Source organism: Enterococcus pingfangensis, assembly GCF_005405205.1.
GTDB classification, from domain to species: Bacteria; Bacillota; Bacilli; order Lactobacillales; family Enterococcaceae; genus Enterococcus_A; species Enterococcus_A pingfangensis.
Map to the genome: position 1 here is coordinate 12023 of NZ_BJDP01000010.1, position 21383 is coordinate 33405.

General features: G+C 42.5%; 14 protein-coding genes and 1 pseudogene. 9 read left to right on the forward strand and 6 right to left on the reverse strand.

Annotated elements, in window-relative coordinates:
- Nucleotides 1-374 precede the first annotated feature (374 nt).
- The 4 genes from rpoB to msrA all read left to right on the forward strand — a co-directional run bounded on the left by rpoB (nucleotide 375) and on the right by msrA (nucleotide 9677).
- Nucleotides 375-3992 carry a DNA-directed RNA polymerase subunit beta gene (gene rpoB, locus FFM63_RS07225; RefSeq protein ID WP_137609638.1) on the forward strand — a complete coding sequence of 1206 codons (3618 nt, stop codon included), beginning with the start codon at nucleotides 375-377 and terminating at the stop codon, nucleotides 3990-3992.
- A 74-nt stretch (nucleotides 3993-4066) separates the two neighbouring features.
- Nucleotides 4067-7720, forward strand: coding sequence for a DNA-directed RNA polymerase subunit beta' (gene rpoC / locus FFM63_RS07230; RefSeq protein ID WP_137609639.1), 3654 nt, complete (start codon nucleotides 4067-4069; stop codon nucleotides 7718-7720).
- A 218-nt stretch (nucleotides 7721-7938) separates the two neighbouring features.
- Nucleotides 7939-9039 (forward strand): LCP family glycopolymer transferase, encoded by a 1101-nt coding sequence (locus FFM63_RS07235; protein ID WP_137609640.1) that lies wholly within the window; start codon nucleotides 7939-7941, stop codon nucleotides 9037-9039.
- A gap of 113 nt (nucleotides 9040-9152) precedes the next feature.
- Complete coding sequence (msrA, locus tag FFM63_RS07240) at nucleotides 9153-9677, forward strand: peptide-methionine (S)-S-oxide reductase MsrA (protein ID WP_137609641.1); 525 nt, start codon at nucleotides 9153-9155, stop codon at nucleotides 9675-9677.
- On the opposite strand, the gene FFM63_RS07245 is transcribed toward msrA, so the two are convergent.
- Nucleotides 9674-10426 carry a prepilin peptidase gene (locus FFM63_RS07245; RefSeq protein WP_137609642.1) on the reverse strand — a complete coding sequence of 251 codons (753 nt, stop codon included), beginning with the start codon at nucleotides 10424-10426 and terminating at the stop codon, nucleotides 9674-9676. The genes msrA and FFM63_RS07245 overlap by 4 nt on opposite strands.
- Nucleotides 10427-10475: 49 nt before the next feature.
- On the opposite strand from FFM63_RS07245, the gene FFM63_RS07250 reads away from it, so the two are divergent.
- Nucleotides 10476-10943, forward strand: coding sequence for a Dps family protein (locus tag FFM63_RS07250; protein WP_137609643.1), 468 nt, complete (start codon nucleotides 10476-10478; stop codon nucleotides 10941-10943).
- A gap of 55 nt (nucleotides 10944-10998) precedes the next feature.
- Here FFM63_RS07250 and FFM63_RS07255 read toward each other — a convergent pair whose 3' ends face one another.
- From FFM63_RS07255 to FFM63_RS07265, 3 genes are all read right to left on the reverse strand, one after another.
- Nucleotides 10999-11703, reverse strand: coding sequence for a transposase (locus tag FFM63_RS07255; protein WP_137609644.1), 705 nt, complete (start codon nucleotides 11701-11703; stop codon nucleotides 10999-11001).
- Nucleotides 11693-13219 (reverse strand): DUF1538 domain-containing protein, encoded by a 1527-nt coding sequence (locus FFM63_RS07260; protein WP_137609645.1) that lies wholly within the window; start codon nucleotides 13217-13219, stop codon nucleotides 11693-11695. Before FFM63_RS07260 ends, FFM63_RS07255 begins: the two co-directional genes overlap by 11 nt.
- 97 nt (nucleotides 13220-13316) lie before the next feature.
- On the reverse strand, nucleotides 13317-14066 hold the full coding sequence (locus FFM63_RS07265) for a MurR/RpiR family transcriptional regulator (protein WP_137609646.1): 750 nt from the start codon (nucleotides 14064-14066) through the stop codon (nucleotides 13317-13319).
- A gap of 147 nt (nucleotides 14067-14213) precedes the next feature.
- On the opposite strand from FFM63_RS07265, the gene pfkB reads away from it, so the two are divergent.
- The 4 genes and pseudogenes from pfkB to lacD all read left to right on the forward strand — a co-directional run bounded on the left by pfkB (nucleotide 14214) and on the right by lacD (nucleotide 18038).
- Nucleotides 14214-15164, forward strand: coding sequence for a 1-phosphofructokinase (pfkB, locus tag FFM63_RS07270; protein ID WP_137609647.1), 951 nt, complete (start codon nucleotides 14214-14216; stop codon nucleotides 15162-15164).
- A pseudogene (locus FFM63_RS07275) lies at nucleotides 15146-16595 on the forward strand (PTS fructose transporter subunit IIC). Before pfkB ends, FFM63_RS07275 begins: the two are co-directional and overlap by 19 nt.
- A 13-nt stretch (nucleotides 16596-16608) precedes the next feature.
- Nucleotides 16609-17067 (forward strand): fructose PTS transporter subunit IIA, encoded by a 459-nt coding sequence (locus FFM63_RS07280; protein WP_137609648.1) that lies wholly within the window; start codon nucleotides 16609-16611, stop codon nucleotides 17065-17067.
- Nucleotides 17064-18038, forward strand: a complete 975-nt coding sequence (lacD, locus tag FFM63_RS07285) for a tagatose-bisphosphate aldolase (RefSeq protein WP_137609649.1) — start codon at nucleotides 17064-17066, stop codon at nucleotides 18036-18038. Before FFM63_RS07280 ends, lacD begins: the two co-directional genes overlap by 4 nt.
- 79 nt (nucleotides 18039-18117) lie before the next feature.
- Here lacD and argH read toward each other — a convergent pair whose 3' ends face one another.
- Both argH and FFM63_RS07295 read right to left on the reverse strand, forming a co-directional pair.
- Nucleotides 18118-19488, reverse strand: a complete 1371-nt coding sequence (argH, locus tag FFM63_RS07290) for an argininosuccinate lyase (protein WP_137609650.1) — start codon at nucleotides 19486-19488, stop codon at nucleotides 18118-18120.
- Nucleotides 19489-19841: 353 nt separating this feature from the next.
- Nucleotides 19842-21050: an argininosuccinate synthase gene (locus FFM63_RS07295; protein WP_137609651.1), complete on the reverse strand. Its 1209-nt coding sequence runs from the start codon at nucleotides 21048-21050 to the stop codon at nucleotides 19842-19844.
- Between the last annotated feature and the right edge of the window lie 333 nt (nucleotides 21051-21383).

Below are 21383 nucleotides of genomic sequence, written 5' to 3' on the forward strand. Positions count from 1 at the left end.
AGAATATTCAGAATATTCAGGAATGTAAATCAATTTAAAATAAACTATTTTCATTGAAAGTTTTAAGAAAACCTTGCGGAAAGCTCCCGCAACTGCAGAGGCTATTGACTTTTATGTTGACGTCATGTATCATATTAATTTGCTAAAACTATCTGAACTGATAAAAGGCAGGAACGAAATATTGTCCGTTCCGGCTTTTAATAAGGAAACAAAAGTAGAAGCTCGCGAATATTTTCAAGAGAACGTTCTATTTTTGGTTTTTTTTTGCCTAAAAGCCGCAAAAAATGTCGGGTGTTACACGAATTTAATTTTTGTAACATAAATGTAATTTATCTTCGGAACGGTTTTCAAACTTTTAAGAGGGGTGAAGAAACTTGGCTGGACACGTAGTGAAATACGGGAAACACCGAGAACGCAGAAGCTTCGCACAAATCAGTGAAGTGTTGGAATTACCGAATTTGATCGAAATTCAAACAGATTCTTATCAATGGTTCCTAGATGAGGGCTTGCAAGAAATGTTTGAAGACATTTTGCCAATTGAAGATTTTAATGGAAACTTGTCACTTGAATTTGTTGACTATGAATTGAAAGAACCTAAATACACCGTGGCAGAAGCACGTGCACACGATGCAAACTACTCTGCACCATTACATGTAGTTTTACGCTTAGTAAACCGTGAAACTGGCGAAATCAAATCACAAGAAGTATTCTTTGGCGATTTCCCATTAATGACGGAACAAGGAACGTTTATTATCAACGGAGCTGAACGGGTTATCGTTTCCCAATTAGTTCGTTCTCCCGGCGTCTATTTCCACGGAAAAGTGGATAAGAACGGGAAAGAAGGTTTCGGTTCAACAGTCATTCCTAACCGTGGCGCATGGTTAGAAATGGAAACAGACGCAAAAGATATCTCTTATGTCCGGATTGACCGTACTCGTAAAATTCCTTTGACCACGTTAGTCCGTGCGCTAGGTTTTGGTTCCGATGATACGATCTTTGAGATCTTCGGCGAAAGCGAATCATTACGCAACACCATCGAGAAAGACTTGCACAAAAATCCAAGCGATTCTCGTACCGAAGAAGGATTGAAAGATGTTTATGAACGTCTACGTCCCGGCGAACCAAAAACAGCAGACAGCTCTCGTAGCTTGCTGACCGCTCGTTTCTTCGATCCAAAACGTTACGACTTAGCAAATGTTGGTCGTTACAAAGTAAATAAAAAATTAGACCTTAAAACACGTCTATTGAACTTGACGTTGGCTGAAACGTTAGTTGATCCTGAAACTGGCGAGATCATTATGGAAAAAGGGACTGTTATTACTCATCAAGTAATGGAAGAAACACTTGGTGCGCATTTAGAAAACGGCTTGAATTCTGTAACTTACTACCCATCAGAAGATGCTGTCGTAACAGATCCAATGACTGTTCAAGTGATCAAAGTCTTTTCACCAAAAGATCCAGAACGTGAAGTAACAGTGATCGGCAATGCATATCCTGATACTTCTGTCCGGACTGTTCGTCCTGCTGACATCATCGCTTCAATGAGCTATTTCTTGAATTTGATGGAAAACATCGGCAATGTCGACGATATCGACCACTTAGGAAACCGTCGTATTCGTTCAGTCGGTGAATTGTTGCAAAACCAATTCCGTATCGGTTTAGCTCGGATGGAACGTGTTGTTCGCGAACGTATGTCGATCCAAGATCAAGAAACATTGACGCCACAACAATTGATCAATATTCGTCCAGTTGTTGCCAGCATCAAAGAATTCTTTGGATCTTCTCAATTGTCACAGTTCATGGACCAAACGAATCCGTTAGGGGAGTTGACGCATAAACGTCGTCTATCTGCCTTAGGACCTGGTGGTTTGACACGTGACCGTGCCGGCTATGAAGTCCGCGACGTTCACTATTCTCACTATGGCCGGATGTGTCCGATTGAAACGCCTGAAGGGCCTAACATCGGTTTGATCAACAGTTTGGCTTCGTATGCCAAAGTCAATAAGTTCGGTTTCATCGAAACGCCTTATCGTCGTGTCGATCGTTCAACAGGTAAAGTAACAGACAAGATCGATTACTTAACTGCTGATATCGAAGACCATTATGTTGTTGCTCAAGCAAACAGCAAATTGAACGATGACGGAACATTCGTTGAAGAAGTCGTTATGGCTCGTGCAACTTCTGAAAACTTGGAAGTTACGATCGATAAAGTCGACTACATGGACGTATCTCCTAAACAAGTAGTTGCTGTCGCTACTGCTTGTATCCCATTCTTGGAAAACGATGACTCGAACCGTGCCTTGATGGGAGCGAACATGCAGCGTCAAGCCGTGCCTTTGATCAATCCTAAGTCTCCTTGGGTTGGTACCGGTATGGAATACAAAGCCGCGCATGACTCAGGTGCCGCTTTATTATGTAAAAATGATGGTGTCGTTGAATTCGTTGACGCCCACGAAGTTCGTGTCCGCCGCGACAATGGCGCATTAGATAAATATGATATTACAAAATTCCGTCGTTCTAACTCAGGGACTAGCTACAACCAACGTCCATTAGTTGGATTAGGCGAAAAAGTTGAAGTCGGTGATATTTTAGCTGACGGACCTTCTATGGAAAACGGCGAATTGGCTTTAGGTCAAAACGTTGTCGTAGCCTTCATGACTTGGGAAGGGTACAACTATGAAGATGCCATCATCATGAGCCGTCGTTTGGTCAAGGATGATGTGTATACTTCGATCCATATTGAAGAATATGAATCAGAAGCACGTGATACAAAATTAGGACCTGAAGAAATCACTCGCGAAATCCCGAACGTTGGGGAAGACGCATTGAAGAACTTGGACGAAATGGGAATCATCCGCATTGGTGCTGAAGTTCATGATGGCGACCTATTAGTCGGTAAAGTCACTCCTAAAGGGGTAACTGAATTATCAGCGGAAGAACGTTTATTGCATGCGATCTTCGGTGAAAAAGCGCGTGAAGTCCGCGATACCTCTCTACGTGTGCCTCATGGCGGCGGCGGGATCGTTCATGACGTGAAGATCTTTACTCGTGAAGCAGGCGACGAATTATCTCCTGGTGTAAATATGTTAGTGCGCGTCTACATCGTGCAAAAACGTAAAATCCATGAAGGGGATAAAATGGCCGGCCGTCACGGAAATAAAGGGGTCGTTTCTCGTATCATGCCGGAAGAAGATATGCCATTCTTGCCAGACGGCACACCAGTTGACATCATGTTGAATCCTTTAGGGGTGCCATCACGGATGAATATTGGACAAGTATTGGAATTGCATTTAGGGATGGCCGCTCGTCAATTAGGAATCCATGTTGCAACACCAGTCTTTGATGGTGCGCAAGATAGCGATGTTTGGGAAACTGTCCGTGAAGCTCGTATGGCTGCAGACGCTAAGACTGTTCTTTACGATGGACGTACAGGTGAACCATTCGACAACCGGATCTCAGTCGGCGTGATGTACATGATCAAATTGGCCCACATGGTCGATGATAAATTGCATGCTCGTTCAATTGGACCTTACTCTCTTGTTACGCAACAACCATTGGGTGGTAAAGCTCAATTTGGTGGACAACGTTTCGGGGAAATGGAAGTTTGGGCACTGGAAGCATACGGTGCTGCTTACACGTTACAAGAAATCTTGACTTACAAATCAGATGATGTGGTCGGTCGTGTGAAAACTTACGAAGCCATCGTCAAAGGTGAACCTATTCCAAAACCAGGCGTGCCTGAATCTTTCCGCGTATTAGTGAAAGAATTGCAAGCTCTTGGTTTAGATATGCAAGTCTTAGATATTAATGACAAAGAAATCGAGTTGCGAGACATGGACGATGATGATGACGACTTGATCACAGTTGACGCTTTGACAAAATATGCAGAACAACAACAATCTGCAAAAGAAGTTGAAGAAAAAGCAGCTGCTGAAAAAGCGGAACAAAAATCAGATTTGATCCAAGAAATCGAAACTGCTGAAGACTTATAAGCGTCACACTTGCCATACGTAAGTCAGCTAATGTTTAGCTGACTTACGATAAAATGAAATGGAGGGAAACCCTTTTGATCGATGTAAATAAATTCGAAAGTATGCAAATAGGTTTGGCTTCTCCTGAAAAAATCAGAAGCTGGTCATACGGTGAAGTAAAAAAACCGGAAACCATTAACTATCGTACATTGAAGCCTGAACGCGAAGGATTATTCGATGAAAGAATTTTTGGGCCAACCAAAGACTGGGAATGTGCCTGTGGAAAATACAAACGGATCCGTTATAAAGGAATCGTCTGTGACCGTTGTGGCGTAGAAGTTACCCGCTCTAAAGTTCGTCGCGAACGGATGGGTCACATCGAATTAGCAGCACCAGTAACACACATTTGGTATTTCAAAGGAATTCCTTCTCGAATGGGTCTTGTCTTAGACATGAGTCCTCGTGCGTTGGAAGAAATCATCTACTTTGCATCTTATGTCGTGATCGATCCAGGTAATACGAGCCTAGAGAAAAAACAATTATTGACTGAACGTGAATACCGTGAAAAACGTGATCAATACGGTCAAGAATTCCATGCGGCAATGGGTGCCGAAGCGATCAAACAATTATTAGATAAAGTTGATCTAGATGGCGAATCCGCAGAATTAAAAGAAGAATTAAAAACAGCTCAAGGTCAAAAAAGGACCCGTGCAATCCGTCGTTTAGACGTATTAGAAGCATTCCGTTCTTCTGGCAACCTTCCAGGTTGGATGGTCATGAATGTGATCCCTGTCATTCCGCCAGATTTACGTCCGATGGTTCAATTAGAAGGCGGTCGTTTTGCAACGAGTGACTTGAATGATCTGTACCGTCGTGTGATCAACCGTAACAATCGTTTGAAACGTTTGTTAGACTTGAACGCACCAAATATCATTGTTCAAAATGAAAAACGGATGCTGCAAGAAGCGGTAGATGCGTTGATCGATAATGGTCGTCGCGGCCGTCCAGTTACTGGACCAGGTAACCGTCCATTGAAATCTTTATCTCACATGTTGAAAGGGAAACAAGGTCGTTTCCGTCAAAACTTGCTGGGTAAACGGGTCGATTATTCTGCGCGTTCAGTTATCGTTGTTGGACCGTTCTTGAAAATGTATCAATGTGGTCTGCCAAAAGAAATGGCGATCGAATTGTTCAAACCTTTCGTAATGAAAGAATTAGTTCAACGTGAGATTGCATCAAATATCAAAAATGCCAAACGCAAAATCGAACGTCAAGAAGACGTTGTCTGGGATGTTTTAGAAGAAGTTATCAAAGAACATCCTGTATTGCTGAACCGAGCACCTACATTGCACAGACTTGGTATCCAAGCGTTCGAACCGATCTTAGTTGAAGGTCGCGCAATCCGTCTTCACCCATTAGTGTGTGAAGCCTACAATGCCGATTTCGATGGTGACCAAATGGCTGTCCATTTACCACTAGGCGAAGAAGCTCAAGCAGAAGCTCGGATGTTGATGCTAGCTGCAACACATATCTTGAACCCGAAAGACGGCAAACCAGTCGTTACGCCATCACAAGATATGGTGTTAGGTAACTATTACTTAACAATGGAAGAAGAAGGCCGCGAAGGCGAAGGAATGATCTTCCGTGACATGAATGAAGCTGTCTTAGCATGGCGCAATGGCTACGTTCATTTGCATTCACGTGTGGCTGTTGATCCTAATACATTAGGTGACAAACCATTTACTGAAGAACAAAAAGAACGGATGCTGATCACGACTGTTGGGAAAATTATTTTCAACGAGATCATGCCGCAAGAGTTCCCTTACTTGAACGAACCGACTGATTTCAACTTGACACAACACACACCTGACAAATACTTTGTCGAAAAAGGTGCGGATATTCCTGCAGCGATCAAAGAACAAGCGATCATTTTACCATTCAAGAAGAAAAATCTTGGAAATATCATCGCTGAAGTCTTTAAACGTTTCAAAGTAACGGATACATCTATGATGCTTGACCGAATGAAAGACTTAGGTTACAAACATTCGACTCATGCCGGTATGACTGTTGGTATCGCTGATATCATGGCCTTGGCTGAAAAACAAGAGATCATCGATAACGCCCACAAACAAGTTGGTACGATTACGAAACAATTCCGTCGTGGTTTGATCACGGATGACGAACGTTATGAACGTGTTATCGCAGTTTGGAATGCGGCTAAAGATGATATCCAACAACGTCTGATGGAATCCTTAGATGCTAAGAATCCAATCTTCATGATGTCTGACTCTGGAGCCCGTGGTAATATCTCCAACTTTACTCAGCTTGCTGGGATGCGTGGATTGATGGCCGCTCCGAATGGACAAATTATGGAATTGCCGATCATCTCTAATTTCCGTGAAGGACTATCTGTCTTGGAAATGTTTATCTCCACTCATGGGGCTCGTAAAGGGATGACCGATACTGCCTTGAAAACTGCCGATTCAGGTTACTTGACTCGTCGTTTAGTTGACGTTGCCCAAGATGTGATCGTACGTGAAGAAGATTGCGGAACTGACCGCGGTTTAGAAATCTCTGCGATTCGTGAAGGAAACGAAATTATCGAATCATTGGAAGAACGTCTAGTTGGACGCTATACTCAAAAATCGGTAATGCACCCTGAAACAGGCGAAGTAATTTTACCTGGCGATGCACTGATCAGCGAAACAGATGCTAAACGAATCATGGATGCTGGCGTTGAAAAATTAACGATCCGCTCAGTCTTCACATGTAATACTAAACACGGAGTATGTAAACATTGTTACGGCCGCAACTTGGCAACTGGCGACGACGTTGAAGTCGGTGAAGCAGTTGGTACTATCGCCGCTCAATCAATCGGCGAACCTGGTACTCAATTAACAATGCGTACATTCCATACCGGTGGGGTTGCCGGAGACGATATCACACAAGGTCTTCCTCGTGTCCAAGAAATCTTCGAAGCACGTAATCCTAAAGGTTTAGCTGTTATTACTGAAGTTACTGGTGAAGTTGTTGAGATCGCTGAAGATGCTGCAACACGATCAAAAGAAGTCACTGTCAAAGGTGAAACCGATACTCGTACGTATACTGTTCCTTACACCGCTCGGATGAAAGTGGCAGAAGGCGATATGATCCATCGTGGAGAACGCTTGACAGAAGGTTCAATCGATCCTAAACACTTATTGCAAGTGCGTGATGTTATCTCAGTTGAGACTTACTTGCTGCGTGAAGTTCAACGTGTTTACCGGATGCAAGGGGTAGAAATCGGCGACAAACATATTGAAGTAATGGTTCGTCAAATGTTGCGTAAAGTCCGCGTCATGGACCCAGGCGATACAGATATCTTGCCAGGTACATTGCTAGATATCGCTGACTTCAAAGACCAAAACTACAATACATTGGTTGCTGGCGGAACACCCGCAACCTCTCGTCCAGTCTTGCTTGGTATCACTAAAGCATCATTGGAAACAAACAGTTTCTTATCTGCCGCATCATTCCAAGAAACAACACGTGTCTTGACCGATGCTGCAATCCGCGGTAAGAAAGATCCATTACTTGGATTGAAAGAAAATGTTATCATCGGTAAGATCATCCCTGCCGGAACTGGTATGGCGACTTACCGCAACATGGAACCGAAAGAAGTTGTTGTGGCTAGCGAAAATGTCTACAGTATCTCTGATATTGAAGCACAAATGGCAGCCGAAGACGCTTTGAACAATCCATTGAATTAATGGAAACTCTAGACCACAAGATTCTTTTGAATCTTGTGGTCTTTTTTCATGCGATTATTAAGGATTATTAAGCAGTTATCTGGTAAAATGGTAGCGGTCACTTTAGACAGATATTAAATTTCGTTTAGAGCACGGAATAAAAGGTATTGTGAACGGGAGATTTGTGAGAAAATGAAAGAAACTATCCTAGTAATATGTAAAAATTTTTGAGGTGCTACATGAGCAGAGCAAAGAAAATCATCTTGATCGTCGTAGGAATCATCGTATTGTTAGTCGGAGCAACGACTGTGTATTTGTTAAAAGTGAACAATGATGTGGATCAGGCAATCAGTAAAATGACTAAAAAAATCAACTATAAGAATACCCGAACCGATTCTGTCGACTTAAAAAGCGGGGAGCCGTTTTCGATTTTATTGATGGGGACCGATACTGGTGATAAAGGGCGAACGGATCAAGGTCGTTCCGATTCCATGATGTTAGTAACGATCAATCCGAAAAAGAAGCAGACGTTGCTGACTAGTTTGGATCGTGATATTTATACACAAATTGTCGGTTACAAAGGTGACGAGAATAATTACGTTGCAAAAGGCGATACGTATTATGATAAATTGAACGCGGCTTATTCACTAGGCGGAACTAAGATGGCGATCGAATCCGTCCAAACAATGACGAATGTTCCGGTGGATCATTATGTAGAGATCAATATGAAAGGTTTGAGAACTTTGGTCGATGCGGTTGGTGGAATCGAAGTCGATAATAAGATCGCTTTTACTTTGGACGGTGTCCACGTGAAAAAAGGGAAACAAACTTTAGATGGCAAACACGCGCTAGAGTATGTACGGATGCGCCACGAAGATCCAAAAGGCGATGTAGGTCGCCAAGCGCGGCAACGGGAGATTTTAACAAAAATCATCCAGAAGATCCTTTCCGTTGATTCTGTTACCAAGTATAAAAAATATCTGAGAGCCATAGAAGATTACGTCCAGACTGATCTTAGTTGGAGCGAGATGCTGTTGATCGTAAAAAATTACACGCCTGCAGCCGAAACGATCAAGCAAAGGCAAGTAAAAGGGCAAGGCGAGATGATCAACGATATTTATTTCCAAATCTTAGGGCTGAATTCTTTATTAGAAGAACAAAATAGTCTGAAGAAACAGTTGGAGCTGCCGACAAAGAAAAAACTGCCGAATTTAGATGAAGATGATGAGAATCAATTGTTTTTTGACGACAGTGATGTGGATGAAATCAGTACGGGAACCCATTACGATTACACCGGCTATGGGAATATCATTTATCCGATTGACGAAAATAATTATTAAGAACAAGAGAGGAGCCGATGAGTGGGCTGCTCTCTTTTTTGTGCAACTGACTGAGCAGATTGGTTTCAATTTTCTAAATAATCGTTATGATGAAATTAAAAGGAGGCTTTTGTATGACAGAAGAAAGAGCAATTTTTGCCGGCGGCTGTTTTTGGTGTATGGTGAAACCCTTCGATCAAATGCCTGGAATCAAACAAGTCGTTTCGGGCTATACTGGCGGTCATGTGCTGAATCCGACCTATGAAGAAGTTTGCAGCGGAACGACTGGGCACACCGAAGCAGTCGAGATCACATTTGATCCGACGGTGATCTCTTATCGGCAATTAGTCGATATTTATTGGCAACAAACAGATCCTACTGATGCGTTCGGTCAATTTGCTGATCGCGGAGATTCTTATCGTCCGGTGATTTTTTATGCTTCTTCAGAACAAAAAGCAGCAGCGGAAGCATCGAAGCAACAATTGCAGACGAGTCGGCGCTTTAGCGAGCCAATCGTTACAGCAATCGAACCGGTCCAAGTTTTTTATCCTGCAGAAGAATACCATCAGGCATTTTATCGTAAAAATCCTGAACATTATGCGGCTTACAGTGAAGGCTCCGGGCGCAAAGGCTTCATCCGTCAGCATTGGCAAGCTTAAAGATTTTTCAAGAGGATGATCAAAAGTCCAATAAATAAAAAGGGCAGAAAAGGCAGTCGTTCGGGAGTTTTTTTGCGAAATTTTTGATAAGCGAAAAAAAGCAAACCGCTGATAGAAGCAAGGAACAACAGTTGCAGCAGTTCATACCCAGTCAAAAATAAGCTCCACAAGCCGACGACCCAAAGATCTCCTAAACCTAAACTGTTTGGGAGTATTTTTTGACTGAGATAAAAGAAGCTGCAAATGATCAGTGGCTGCAGCCAATGGATTGGAACTAGCAAAAAACCGCTGAGTAGTAAGAGCAATCCGGTACTCCAAAAAATTTTGCTTTCGACAATTAAGTGATCCCAGTCGATTACCGCTAAAACTACAGTACTCAATAACCAAAATAAGTGCCAAAGTTTGAGCCACTGAAAATCTTGTAAAAAGATCAAACAGAGGACCCCGCAAAAGAGTTCCAGCCCAAAACTGCGTGGAGAAAATTTTTGCTGACAATAGGAACAGCGAAATTTTTGGCGCAAAGCAGAGATCAAAGGGATCATTTCACTTGGACGCAATCGCTGTCCGCAAAAATCACAGTGAGATGGCGGATAAAGCAGGGATTCATTTCGCGGAAGCCGGACACAGAGGACAGCTAAAAAAGACCCAATGATCGTACCGAAAATAAACTGTCGAATCGTTCTCACCACCTTTTCAATAAGGTACGAGAAAGCCGTGATTTTCCAGCGTTTTCTTTGTACTTTTAGCATAATTGTATTATGCTTTTAATGGAGCAAAAAAATTAGGAGGTATGAAGGAATGAAATTTGAAAAAACAAAAGAAGTCTTAAACCAACTAGTAGCAGATTTAAGTCAAATGTCTATGATTATTCACCAAACACATTGGTATATGCGTGGTCCTGGTTTCTTGACATTGCACCCAATGATGGATGATTTCATGGATGACGTAAATGATCAATTAGATGAGATCTCAGAACGTTTGATCACATTAGACGGTTCTCCATATTCAACATTACGTGAAATGGCTGAACAAACAAAACTTCCAGATGAAACTGGTCGTTGGGACCGTTCGATGGAAGAACGCTTAGCAACACTTGTTGACGGTTATCGTTACTTGGCAGACCTTTATCAAAAAGGGATCGAAGTATCTGGTGAAGAAGGCGACGATCCAACACAAGATATCTTCATCGGATTTAAAACAGCAACAGAAAAACGGATCTGGATGATTCAAGCTCATTTAGGAAAAGCACCAGAAATCGATGCATAAAATTTAACCAAAGAAGCGCCTATCGTTAGTGATAAGCGCTTCTTTTTTTGCATATTTACAAAAGTGTATTCGTATTTAAGCCAAGGACTCCATCGACTGGGATCGACAAGAGGATACCTTGGGCTTCACTCAGCAGGCCGCATTGTTCGCTGATTGCTTTCATAATGGCGGTTTTTTTGTCTTGTTCCACTAAGATATAAACCATCTCTTTTTCTGGCTGAATACTGATGCCCCATTTTTTCATGGTTTCTTGCGAGTCTAGGCGGCGAGCGTGGACGACCGTTCCGCCAGCTGCACCAGCGGCGGTTGCTGCTGTCATGACCTCCTCGCTGAATCCTTGGTTGATGGTAACTATCAGCAAACTATGTTTTGCTTCATGGATCATCGGACTTTCCTCTCTCTCATCATGTTTTTGATCAGCTTCAGGTATCTTCGACGCTAAGATTTTCGTAATATAAGAACTTGCCCCAGAAATAGGAAAAGTGAAGGCGCAGCCTCTATTGGGTTTATGGAGATTTAGACCTTTCGTAAGGGCTTTGAACAGATCAGGAACTTGGGTTTTTAACACTGGACAAAAAAGAAGCGCTTTTTCAGATACGCCCAAGCCTAAAAAGTCGAGGATCTCATTAGTGGCGGTTCCTTCACCAATACAGGAATATTGGATGGGAGCATTTTGTGCAGTAAAAATAGAATGCGCCTTTTCCATATCTTTGTGACTGACGATCACTACTACCATTCGAATTGCCGACTTATACATCATCCGAATCCTCCCATTCTTCGATCTCATTAAGATCTTCACTTGCTAAAACAGCATTTCGCAAAGCCACAGCAGCCTTTCTCTTATAAATGAGCCCCATGATTTGAACGGCGATCAACGGGGTCAATGCGACAAGTGCGACTACGCCGAAAGCATCCGCCATGATATTGCCGCCGAGAGATTCACTAACGCCGATACAAAGCGGCAGCAAAAACGTGCTCGTCATAGGTCCGCTGGCAACACCGCCAGAGTCAAAAGCGATACCGATAAAAATCTTAGGGACGAATCGGGAAAGCAGCAGCGCAATAAGATACCCAGGAATGATGATCCAGTAAATACTGATACCTGTGATCGCCCGCAACATCGCTAGCCCGACACTGATTGCAACTCCGATCGAAAGACAAGCGTTCATGGAGGAAGCTGCAATCGAGCCGCCGGTAACATTATCGACTTGATGATTTAAAACTTGGATCGCCGGCTCTGCTTTTACGATAAAGTAGCCAATCAGCATTCCAATCGGAATCAATAACCATTTGTATTTACTGGCAGCCAGTTCGCTGCCCAGCAGACTGCCGACAGGCGCAAAGCCGATACTGACTCCCGTCAAAAAAAGGACGAGTCCTATGTAAGTATAGAGAAATCCAATGATCATACGGACAGATTGTCGATGATGATAGCGGCGACTGACTAGCTGGAAAATCAAAAAAAGCAAACCAATCGGTAGGATCGAAATGGCAACTTCTTTTGCGTAGTGGGGCAGTTCCAACATAAATTCGTGCATGACATCTTGGGTAGTCGCTACATGCAGAAATTCAACTGGGGTATAAGGCGTGTCAGTTGGACGAAAGAAAATTCCCAGCAGCAAAACCGCTAAAATAGGTCCGACACTGGAAATCGCCACTAAGCCAAAGCTGTCGTCAGAAGCATTTTTATCACTTCGCACAGAAGCGATCCCGACACCTAAAGCCAAAATAAACGGCACAGTAATTGGCCCAGTAGTTGCGCCGCCGGAGTCAAAAGCGACTGGGACGAAATCATTGGGCGTCAGAAAAGAAAGCAAAATCACAATAAAATACAGTATCATTAATAGCAGCGATAAATTGATCTTAAATAAGATCCGCAAGACCGCGAGCGGCAAGCAAATTCCAACGCCAACCGCTACAATCCAGACTAATAAATTACTAGGAATCGCCGGCATCTGATCCGCTAATACTTGCAGATCAGGCTCGGCAATCGTAATAACCGCTCCGATAATAAAAACACTGAGGATCAACAAAATGATTTTTTTGCTTTTTGAAAGTTGGACGCCGATCCCTTCGCCAAGAGGAGTCATTGATATTTCGGTGCCTAATTGAAAGAAGCCCATTCCGAAGATCAGCATCACAGCGCCTACTAAGAACATAGCAAACGTCCCAATCTCCATTGGGACTAAAAAAACACTGATGACTAAAACAGTAATTGTAATCGGCAAAACGGCCGACAACGATTCAGAAATATTTTCTTTTAGTTTTTGATTCATAGGTTCACTCCGTTTCTATTTTATCTGGAGGAATGTTGTCAATACAGACTATTTATACCTAAAAGTCATATTTCCTCTTGATGGAACAAGGTATTTATCAAGTATCAGTGACACGTAAAGCGTAGGAGTCGAGTAAAATTCTCGCGATGATTTGCAACGGCAATCGTGAGCGCACCTCGTAATCAGGAAAATAGGAACCTTCAGATTTGAAACCAACCAAAGCAATTTCACAATAAGTCATCAGACTAGAGGAATTGTTCGCCGTTAATAGAATCGAACCAATCTCCGCGTCGTAACAGTTCTTCGCTGCAATGACGAGTTCCTTCGTCTCGCCGTTTAGAGAAATAAAAATGACGATGTCGCGCTTCGTTAGTTTTCGACTGATATTCTTAATAATCTCCGGATCGGTGTGCATCTGACAATTTTTGCCGGTCAATTGGAACTTCACCATCATTTCCTGACCAATCATTTCTGAAAACCCTCGCGCAAAAATAATCACCCGCTCAGCGAACTTGATCTTTTGGATCGCGTCTTCAATATTTCCGATTTTCATCATGTTGATGGTTCGAACGACCTCTTGTTCATTTTTTAGAATCGCTCGCCGAATGCCTGTATCGACCTTATCTAATGAAGAAAAGTTGATATTCTTATTTTCTTGCTCCTTTAAATGATGCTTAAAAGCAGTGAATCCTTCGTAGCCTTTCTTTTTCATCGTACGAACGATCGTCGCTGTCGAAACATTGGCTAGTTCACTAAGTTTGACGATGGAGTAATTAGGGATCTCAAGAATATGACTTTCAATAAAATCCCAGAGGTATTGTTCAGTATCGCTTAATTTATGTTCCATTGCCTCATAAACCTTCTTTCAATGTATCACTAGTTAAAAAGTATCATGTTTCGTGAAAAGATGTAAAGCTTTTCACGAAAATCCCTAAACATGAAAACCTTTTTGGTGTCGAATGTCCCATAATAAGTTCAAAGGAGGTCATCACTTATGTCTATCTATACATGCACCATGAATTTAGCGATTGATCTATTCATTGAAACAGACACCATGAATCCTTCTACAGTAAATCGAACGAAGGATGATGATATCCAAGCAAATGGAAAAGGCGTGAATGTCTCGCTTGTATTAAAAATGCTGGGAGTCGCCACCACTGCATTAGGATTTCGTGCAGGGTTTACAGGTAATTATATAGAAGATTATTTACAGGAAAAAATAATCAGCACTGATTTTATTGAAGTTCCTGGGATGACTCGCATCAATGTGTTCACTCAAGTCAATCAAACAGGGGAGGAATATAAACTAGTCAATCAGGGACCTGAAATATCGCCCGAAAAGGTTCAAGACTTTTTAGATCAAATCAAAGGATTGCAGCCAGGCGACTATCTCTGTATCTCAGGAAGTTTGCCTCGAGGAGTAGAGCCGAAAATTCTTGTTGCTATTAGTCGGATTTGTCACGAGCGCGGAGTTCATTTGGTCATTGACAGCAGTTGCCAGGAAGTCATGGACTGTTTACCTTATCGGCCGTTTTTATTGAAGCCGAATGAAGAGGAATTGGAATCTTGGTTTGGACAAGTGATTGATACGGAAGAAGCCTATTTGTTTTATGGGCAGCAATTGCTGGAAGCGGGTGCGAAAAATGTGTTGTTGTCACTTGGCGGAGAAGGCGGCATCTTTTTTACCCAGGGTAAGATCATTCGAGGAAATTCGCCAAAAGGGAAAGTAGTCAACACAGCTTGTGCCGGAGATACGCTATTAGGAACGTTCTTGGCCGGCTATTTGACTAATCAGCCGCTGGAGGATACATTGCGAAAAAGCTTGGCAGCGGGGAGTTCGACGGCTTTTCGCAAAGGATTGACCGATTTTTCGGATGTAGAAGAGTTGAGTAAACAAATTGAAATCAAAGAAGAGAGGGTAAAAGCATGGGAAATTATCAATTAATCGCAGCAACAGGTTGCCCAACAGGGATCGCCCACACCTATATGGCGCAAGAGACTTTAGAACAAACTGCTAAGAAAACGGGTGTCACGATCAAAGTAGAAACACATGGCAAATCGGAGTTGAAAATGAATTAACAGCCGAAGAGATCAAAAATGCAGATGCCGTCATTATTGCGGCCGATAGAGACGTTCATCCGGAACAGTTTGCTGGGAAACGGATTATCGATGTTTCGGTTAGCACGGGGATCAAGGATGCAGAACGTTTGATCGACGATGCGTTAGCAGGAAAAGGGTCGATTGCTTCAGAAAATAAAGCAGTTGAGGCCTTGGAGCAAGAGACAGGGAATAAAAGCAGTTTTGGTCGCAGCATTTATAAAAATTTTATGAACGGTGTTTCTCACATGCTACCCTTCGTAGTGGCCGGCGGGGTATTGATCGCAATCTCATTGCTGTTTAGGGCATTTATTCTTTTGATCCAGATAATGCGCAATACAACTCGACGGCAGCAGCGATGCTAAAAGCCTTTGGAGATGCGGCGATGGGGAGGATGGTTCCAGTTTTGGCGGCTGATATTGCTGAATGAATCGCGAAACATCCAGGTTTAGTCGTTGGTTTTGGCGGCGGAATCGTCGCGATGAATGGCGGTACCGGATTCTTAGGTGGTATTTTGGTAGGTTTCTTAGCGGGTTATTTCATTCTATTCTTACAAAAAGTCTTAGATGTTTTACCAAAACAATTAGATGGATTAAAAGCCATTTTCTTATATCCAGTCATTGGTGTGGCTATTATCGGGGTCGTAATGTCTTTATTGGCAGGACCGATGAAGGCAGTCAGTCAACGAAGGTATGATGAGTTTCTTAGCTGGATTTGAACATTCAAATCTATTTGTTCTAGGCGTGATTGTTGGTTGTATGTGTGCCTTTTTGATATGGGTGGACCGATTAACAAAGCCGCTTATGTGACCGGAACGGCATTATTGGCGCAAGGAAATACAACCTTTATGGCAGGAGTTTCTGCAGCGTGTATCGCACCGCCATTGATTACAGGATTCGCGACATTATTCTTTGGAAAATATTTCGATACAAATGACCGCAATGCTGGTTTAGTCAACTTCATTTTAGGCTCAACCCATATTACTGAAGGGGCGATCCCATTTGCCGCAAAAGATCCGATTCGAGTATTGCCAACAATGATGCTAGGCTCATCAATCGCGGCGGTCTTAACTTACATGTTCGGCGTCCAAGTACCAGCGCCCCATGGCGGGTTCCTGGTATTACCAGTCGTAACGGGTAAATTCCAATGGGTTCTTTCGATTCTGATTGGCTCGATTGTGGGTGGCGTCATTTTAGGCTTTATCCAAAAGAGCAGTGTCGCTGCTAAAGAGAAGAAAGCGAGTGCCGAACAAGCAGACAAATCGGCAGTTGCGGAATAGAGAGGAATCCATAATGGGAATTATTCAAGAAGAGAACATCTTTTTAAAGCAAACATTGACTACCCAAAAAGAAGTATTTGAATTTTTGGTCAAACAAGCCAAGCATTTAGCGATTTCAACAGATGAACATCAAGTTTATCAAAAATTAGTCGAACGTGAAAACGAGGGCACTACAGGAATGATGGACGGCTTTTCGATTCCGCATGCGAAAGATCAATCGATCAGCGAACCAAGCATTGTCATCGTTACGCTGGAGCAAGGAATCGAATGGAATAGCTTAGACGGTCAGTTGATTAACTTTGTTATTGCACTGTTTATTCCAGATTCAGAAGCGGGAACGACTCATTTGAAATTATTATCAGCAGTCGCACGTTTACTAATGCGAAACGAAGTGACGGAACAGTTAAAAGCAGCGCGATCGAAGAAAGAAATCGCAACATTACTAAACGAAAAAATAGGTGAGAATGAATGAAGACAATTAGTGTAGGAAAAAAGAACTATTTAAATCAAATAACCAATGAAGAAGGAATCATCGGTGCTTTAGCGATTGATCAGCGCGGCGCTTTGAAGAAAATGATCGGTAAATACAAAGAAGCGACCACAACAGATATGATCAAGTTCAAAGAGCTGGTTTCTCAACAATTGACGCCTTATGCGTCCGCGATTTTGCTGGACCCAGAGTATGGAGTGCCGGCGGCTGGCGTTCGCGACAAAGATTGTGGACTGCTTTTAGCCTATGAAAAAACCGGTTATGATGCAACAACTCCTGGTCGTTTGCCAGATGTGCTAAATGATTGGTCGGTGAAACGCTTGAAAGAAGCGGGTGGAGATGCCTGCAAATTCTTACTATATTATGATGTTGATGAACCGAAAGAAATCAATGAACAAAAACAAGCCTATATGGAACGAATTGGCTCAGAGTGTACAGCGGAAGATATTCCTTTCTTCTTAGAAATCGTTTCCTATGACGCAGAAATTACCGATGTGACATCATTAGACTACGCAAAAGTGAAGCCACGAAAAGTGATTGAAGCGATGCGGGAATTTTCGAAAGATCGTTATCAAGTTGATGTTTTGAAGGTAGAAGTTCCAGTAAATATGAACTTTGTTGAAGGGTATGGTCAAGAAATTATCTGTAGTCAAGCCGAAGCAGCCGCCTACTTCAAAGAGCAATCAGAAGCGACTAAGCAGCCATTTATTTTCTTAAGCGCGGGTGTCAGTGCGGAGTTATTCCAGGAAACATTACGCTTTGCGAAACAATCAGGTTCAACCTTTAACGGTGTGCTATGCGGCCGGGCAACTTGGGCCAATGGTGTGGAGTCCTTTGTAACTGAGGGCGAAGAACAAGCAATTGCTTGGTTATCGGAAGAAGGCAAGCGAAACATCGAAGAATTGAATGCCGTATTAAAAGAAACGGCAACCCCTGTTTATACCAATCTATAAGAAAAACCGACTATCCGTGAAGGGTAGCCGGTTTCTTTGTCAATGATGTTTTTCGCAGTGTATTTATTTTGATTTGCAGTTATAGTTCTGCTTTTGCCAGTTGAATTTGTTTTTTGACTTGATCGAAGCCGGTTCCGCCTAATGAGTGCCGGCGAGTGACCGCTGTTTTAGATGCCAATGTGTCGTAAATATCTGCTTCGATCACGGGATTGAGGGCTTGGTATTCTTCTAGCGGCACATCTTGTAAATAAATGCCTTTTAGCGTACAATCCAAAACCAATTTTCCGACGATTTCGTGAGCTTGGCGGAAGGGGATGCCTTTGGTCGCCAAGTAATCGGCTAATTCTGTTGCGTTTGAGAAATCTTTTTCGGTTGCGTCATGCATAGTCTGGGTGTTGACTTTCATAGTCGCGATCATTCCAGCCATGATGTCTAAACTTGTTGCTACTGTATGGACGGTGTCGAACATGCCTTCTTTGTCTTCTTGCAGATCTTTGTTATACGCCAACGGCAAGCCTTTGATAACGGTCAACAGGCCCATCAAATCACCAAAAACACGGCCTGATTTTCCGCGGATCAATTCCGCCATGTCCGGATTTTTTTTCTGCGGCATGATCGAGCTGCCGGTAGAAAAAGTATCAGTCAGTTCAACGAATTTAAATTCATGACTGCACCACAAGATGATTTCTTCGCAAAAACGTGACAGATGCATCATCAAGATCGAGCTGTTGCTTAAAAATTCAAGAATGAAATCGCGATCGCTGACGCCGTCAAGACTGTTCATATAAAGATCAGCGAAACCTAATTCGTCTGCGGTCATTTGCCGATCAATCGGAAAAGTCGTTCCGGCTAAAGCGGCACAGCCTAAAGGAGAGATATCCACTCGTTTGAGACTTTCTTCCAGCCGAGCCTGATCACGCGTCAACATTCCATAATACGCCATCAAGTGATGACCAAAGGAAATCGGTTGAGCATGCTGCAGATGGGTATATCCCGGCATGATCGTTTCGATATGTTCTTCCGCCTTAGCGACTAAGACGGTTCTGAAATGTTGGACTTTTTCAATGATCTCTTTCAAATGTTCCTTCAAATATAAATGCATATCGGTGGCAACTTGATCATTTCGGCTGCGGGCAGTGTGGAGTTTGCCGGCTACAGGTCCGATTTCGTCGTGGAGCATTTTTTCTAAATTCAAATGAATGTCTTCATTTTCAATCGTAAAAGTTAATTCATGATTGGCCGCTTTTTGTGCCAGTATTTCTAAGCCAGCTGAAATCTGCTGCGCTTCTGCTTCTGTAATGATCCCTGTTGCACCAAGCATTTTGACATGGGCCAAACTGCCGATGAGATCTTGTTTAGCTAATTGTTGATCAAATGGAATCGAGGCACCGAATGCGTCGATCCAAGCTTCATTTTTTCCGTCAAAACGTCCGCCCCATAATTTTGCCATCGTTTTATCCTCGCTTTTATTTATAATTTTAGCAAAAAAGACCGTCGCAACGGTCCTTTTTGCCTTAACGTATCAATCCTATAGACTTGCCGGCTCGCTTTTCTGCGAATGTTGCAGATCAGCAGGAGCCCGCGCAGTTTTTCTTTTAAGGAGGAGGCATCTTCTCAGATACCTCAGGATGAAAACATTGCTGGTTTCCTTATTTCCTCACCGGAAAAGAAACTCTCCTAAGAGCAATGGCAAGATGTGAAACCGGACGGCCTTATTTACCGGCAAGTAAAAGCCGCCTCACATCTGGTTCATCTTGCGCTTTTTCAATATCCGACTGAACAAATAAATCTGTTTAGCCGATCCTAGATACTTGGTTGTTTATTTTCTGCTTGAACTTCCGCGTTTACTTTTGTTGGCAGACCCCATAGTTTGATGAAGCCGACTGCCGCATCTTGATCGAAGGTATCAGCAGAAGTGTAAGTTGCAAGATTTTCATTGTATAAACTGTTGTCAGATTTACGTCCTTCAACGATTACGTTGCCTTTGAATAATTTCACACGCAACACGCCGTTTACGACTTCTTGCGATTGTTTCAAGAAAGCGATCAAGGCATCCATCGTTGGATTGAACCATAGACCGTCATAGATCATTTGACCAAGTTGTTGTTCGATGATTGGTTTGAAATGCGCCATTTCGCGAACAAAAGTCAAATCTTCCAACTCTTTATGAGCTTTCAATAATACTTCAGCACCCGGACACTCGTAAACTTCCCGTGATTTGATTCCTACCAGCCGATTTTCGATGTGATCGATTCTGCCGATTCCATGAACACCTGCAATAGTATTCAATTTCATAATCAATGCTGCTAATGATAATTTTTCACCATCTAATTCCGTTGGCACACCTTTTTCAAAGGTAATTTCAACGTGTGTTGGTTTATCCGGTGTATCTTCTAATTCTGCAGTGATCGCGTAAGCACCTGCTGGCGGTGTAGCCCAAGGATCTTCCAAGATCCCGCATTCGCAAGCACGTCCCCATAAGTTTTGGTCGATCGAATAAGGATTGTCTAAATCAGCGGGGATAGGTACACCTTTTTCAGCCGCATAATTGATTTCTTCTTCCCGTGACCATTTCCATTCACGAACCGGCGCAATGATCTTCAAGTTTGGATCAAGTGCAGCGATGGAAACTTCAAAACGAACTTGGTCGTTTCCTTTACCCGTACAGCCGTGAGCGATTGTTGTTGCACCTGTCTGATGCGCAAGTTCCACTAATTTCTTTGAAATCAACGGACGCGACAACGCTGAAACCAATGGATAAGAATTTTCGTAGTAAGTATTTCCTTGCAAGGCAACTAATACGAAATCTTGTGAGAATTCTTCCCGAGCATCGATCGCGTAAGATTCGCTAGCGCCAACTTGTAATGCTTTATTTTTGATAAATTCGGTATCGCGGCCTTCGCCAATATCTAAACAGCAGGCGATGACGTCATACCCTTCGTCAACGAGCCATTTAATTGAAACTGAAGTATCTAAACCGCCTGAATATGCTAAAATCACTTTTTCTTTCATCCTGATTACTCCCTTATTACTTTTTCATTAAATTCTAACTTAATGTGTTGAGGCTATATTAGCACCGTAAAATACAAAAAGCAAGCATTTTTTAAATATTTATGCAAAATAATTTGAATTTACGTTTCTTTATTCATTTTATCCATCAAATCACTATCTATTATGAATAGTAGGAAAAAGATTACGGAATGAAAATTGTTTCTGTTTTCAAAGAGAAAAACATTGACAGGGCAGGGCTTTGCAAGTATCATGGTAAATGGTATTGTTTGCCCCATGAGAGCCCCGGAAACTCAAGTGTTTGTCAAACATTCGAAATTGAAATTGGAGGAAAAA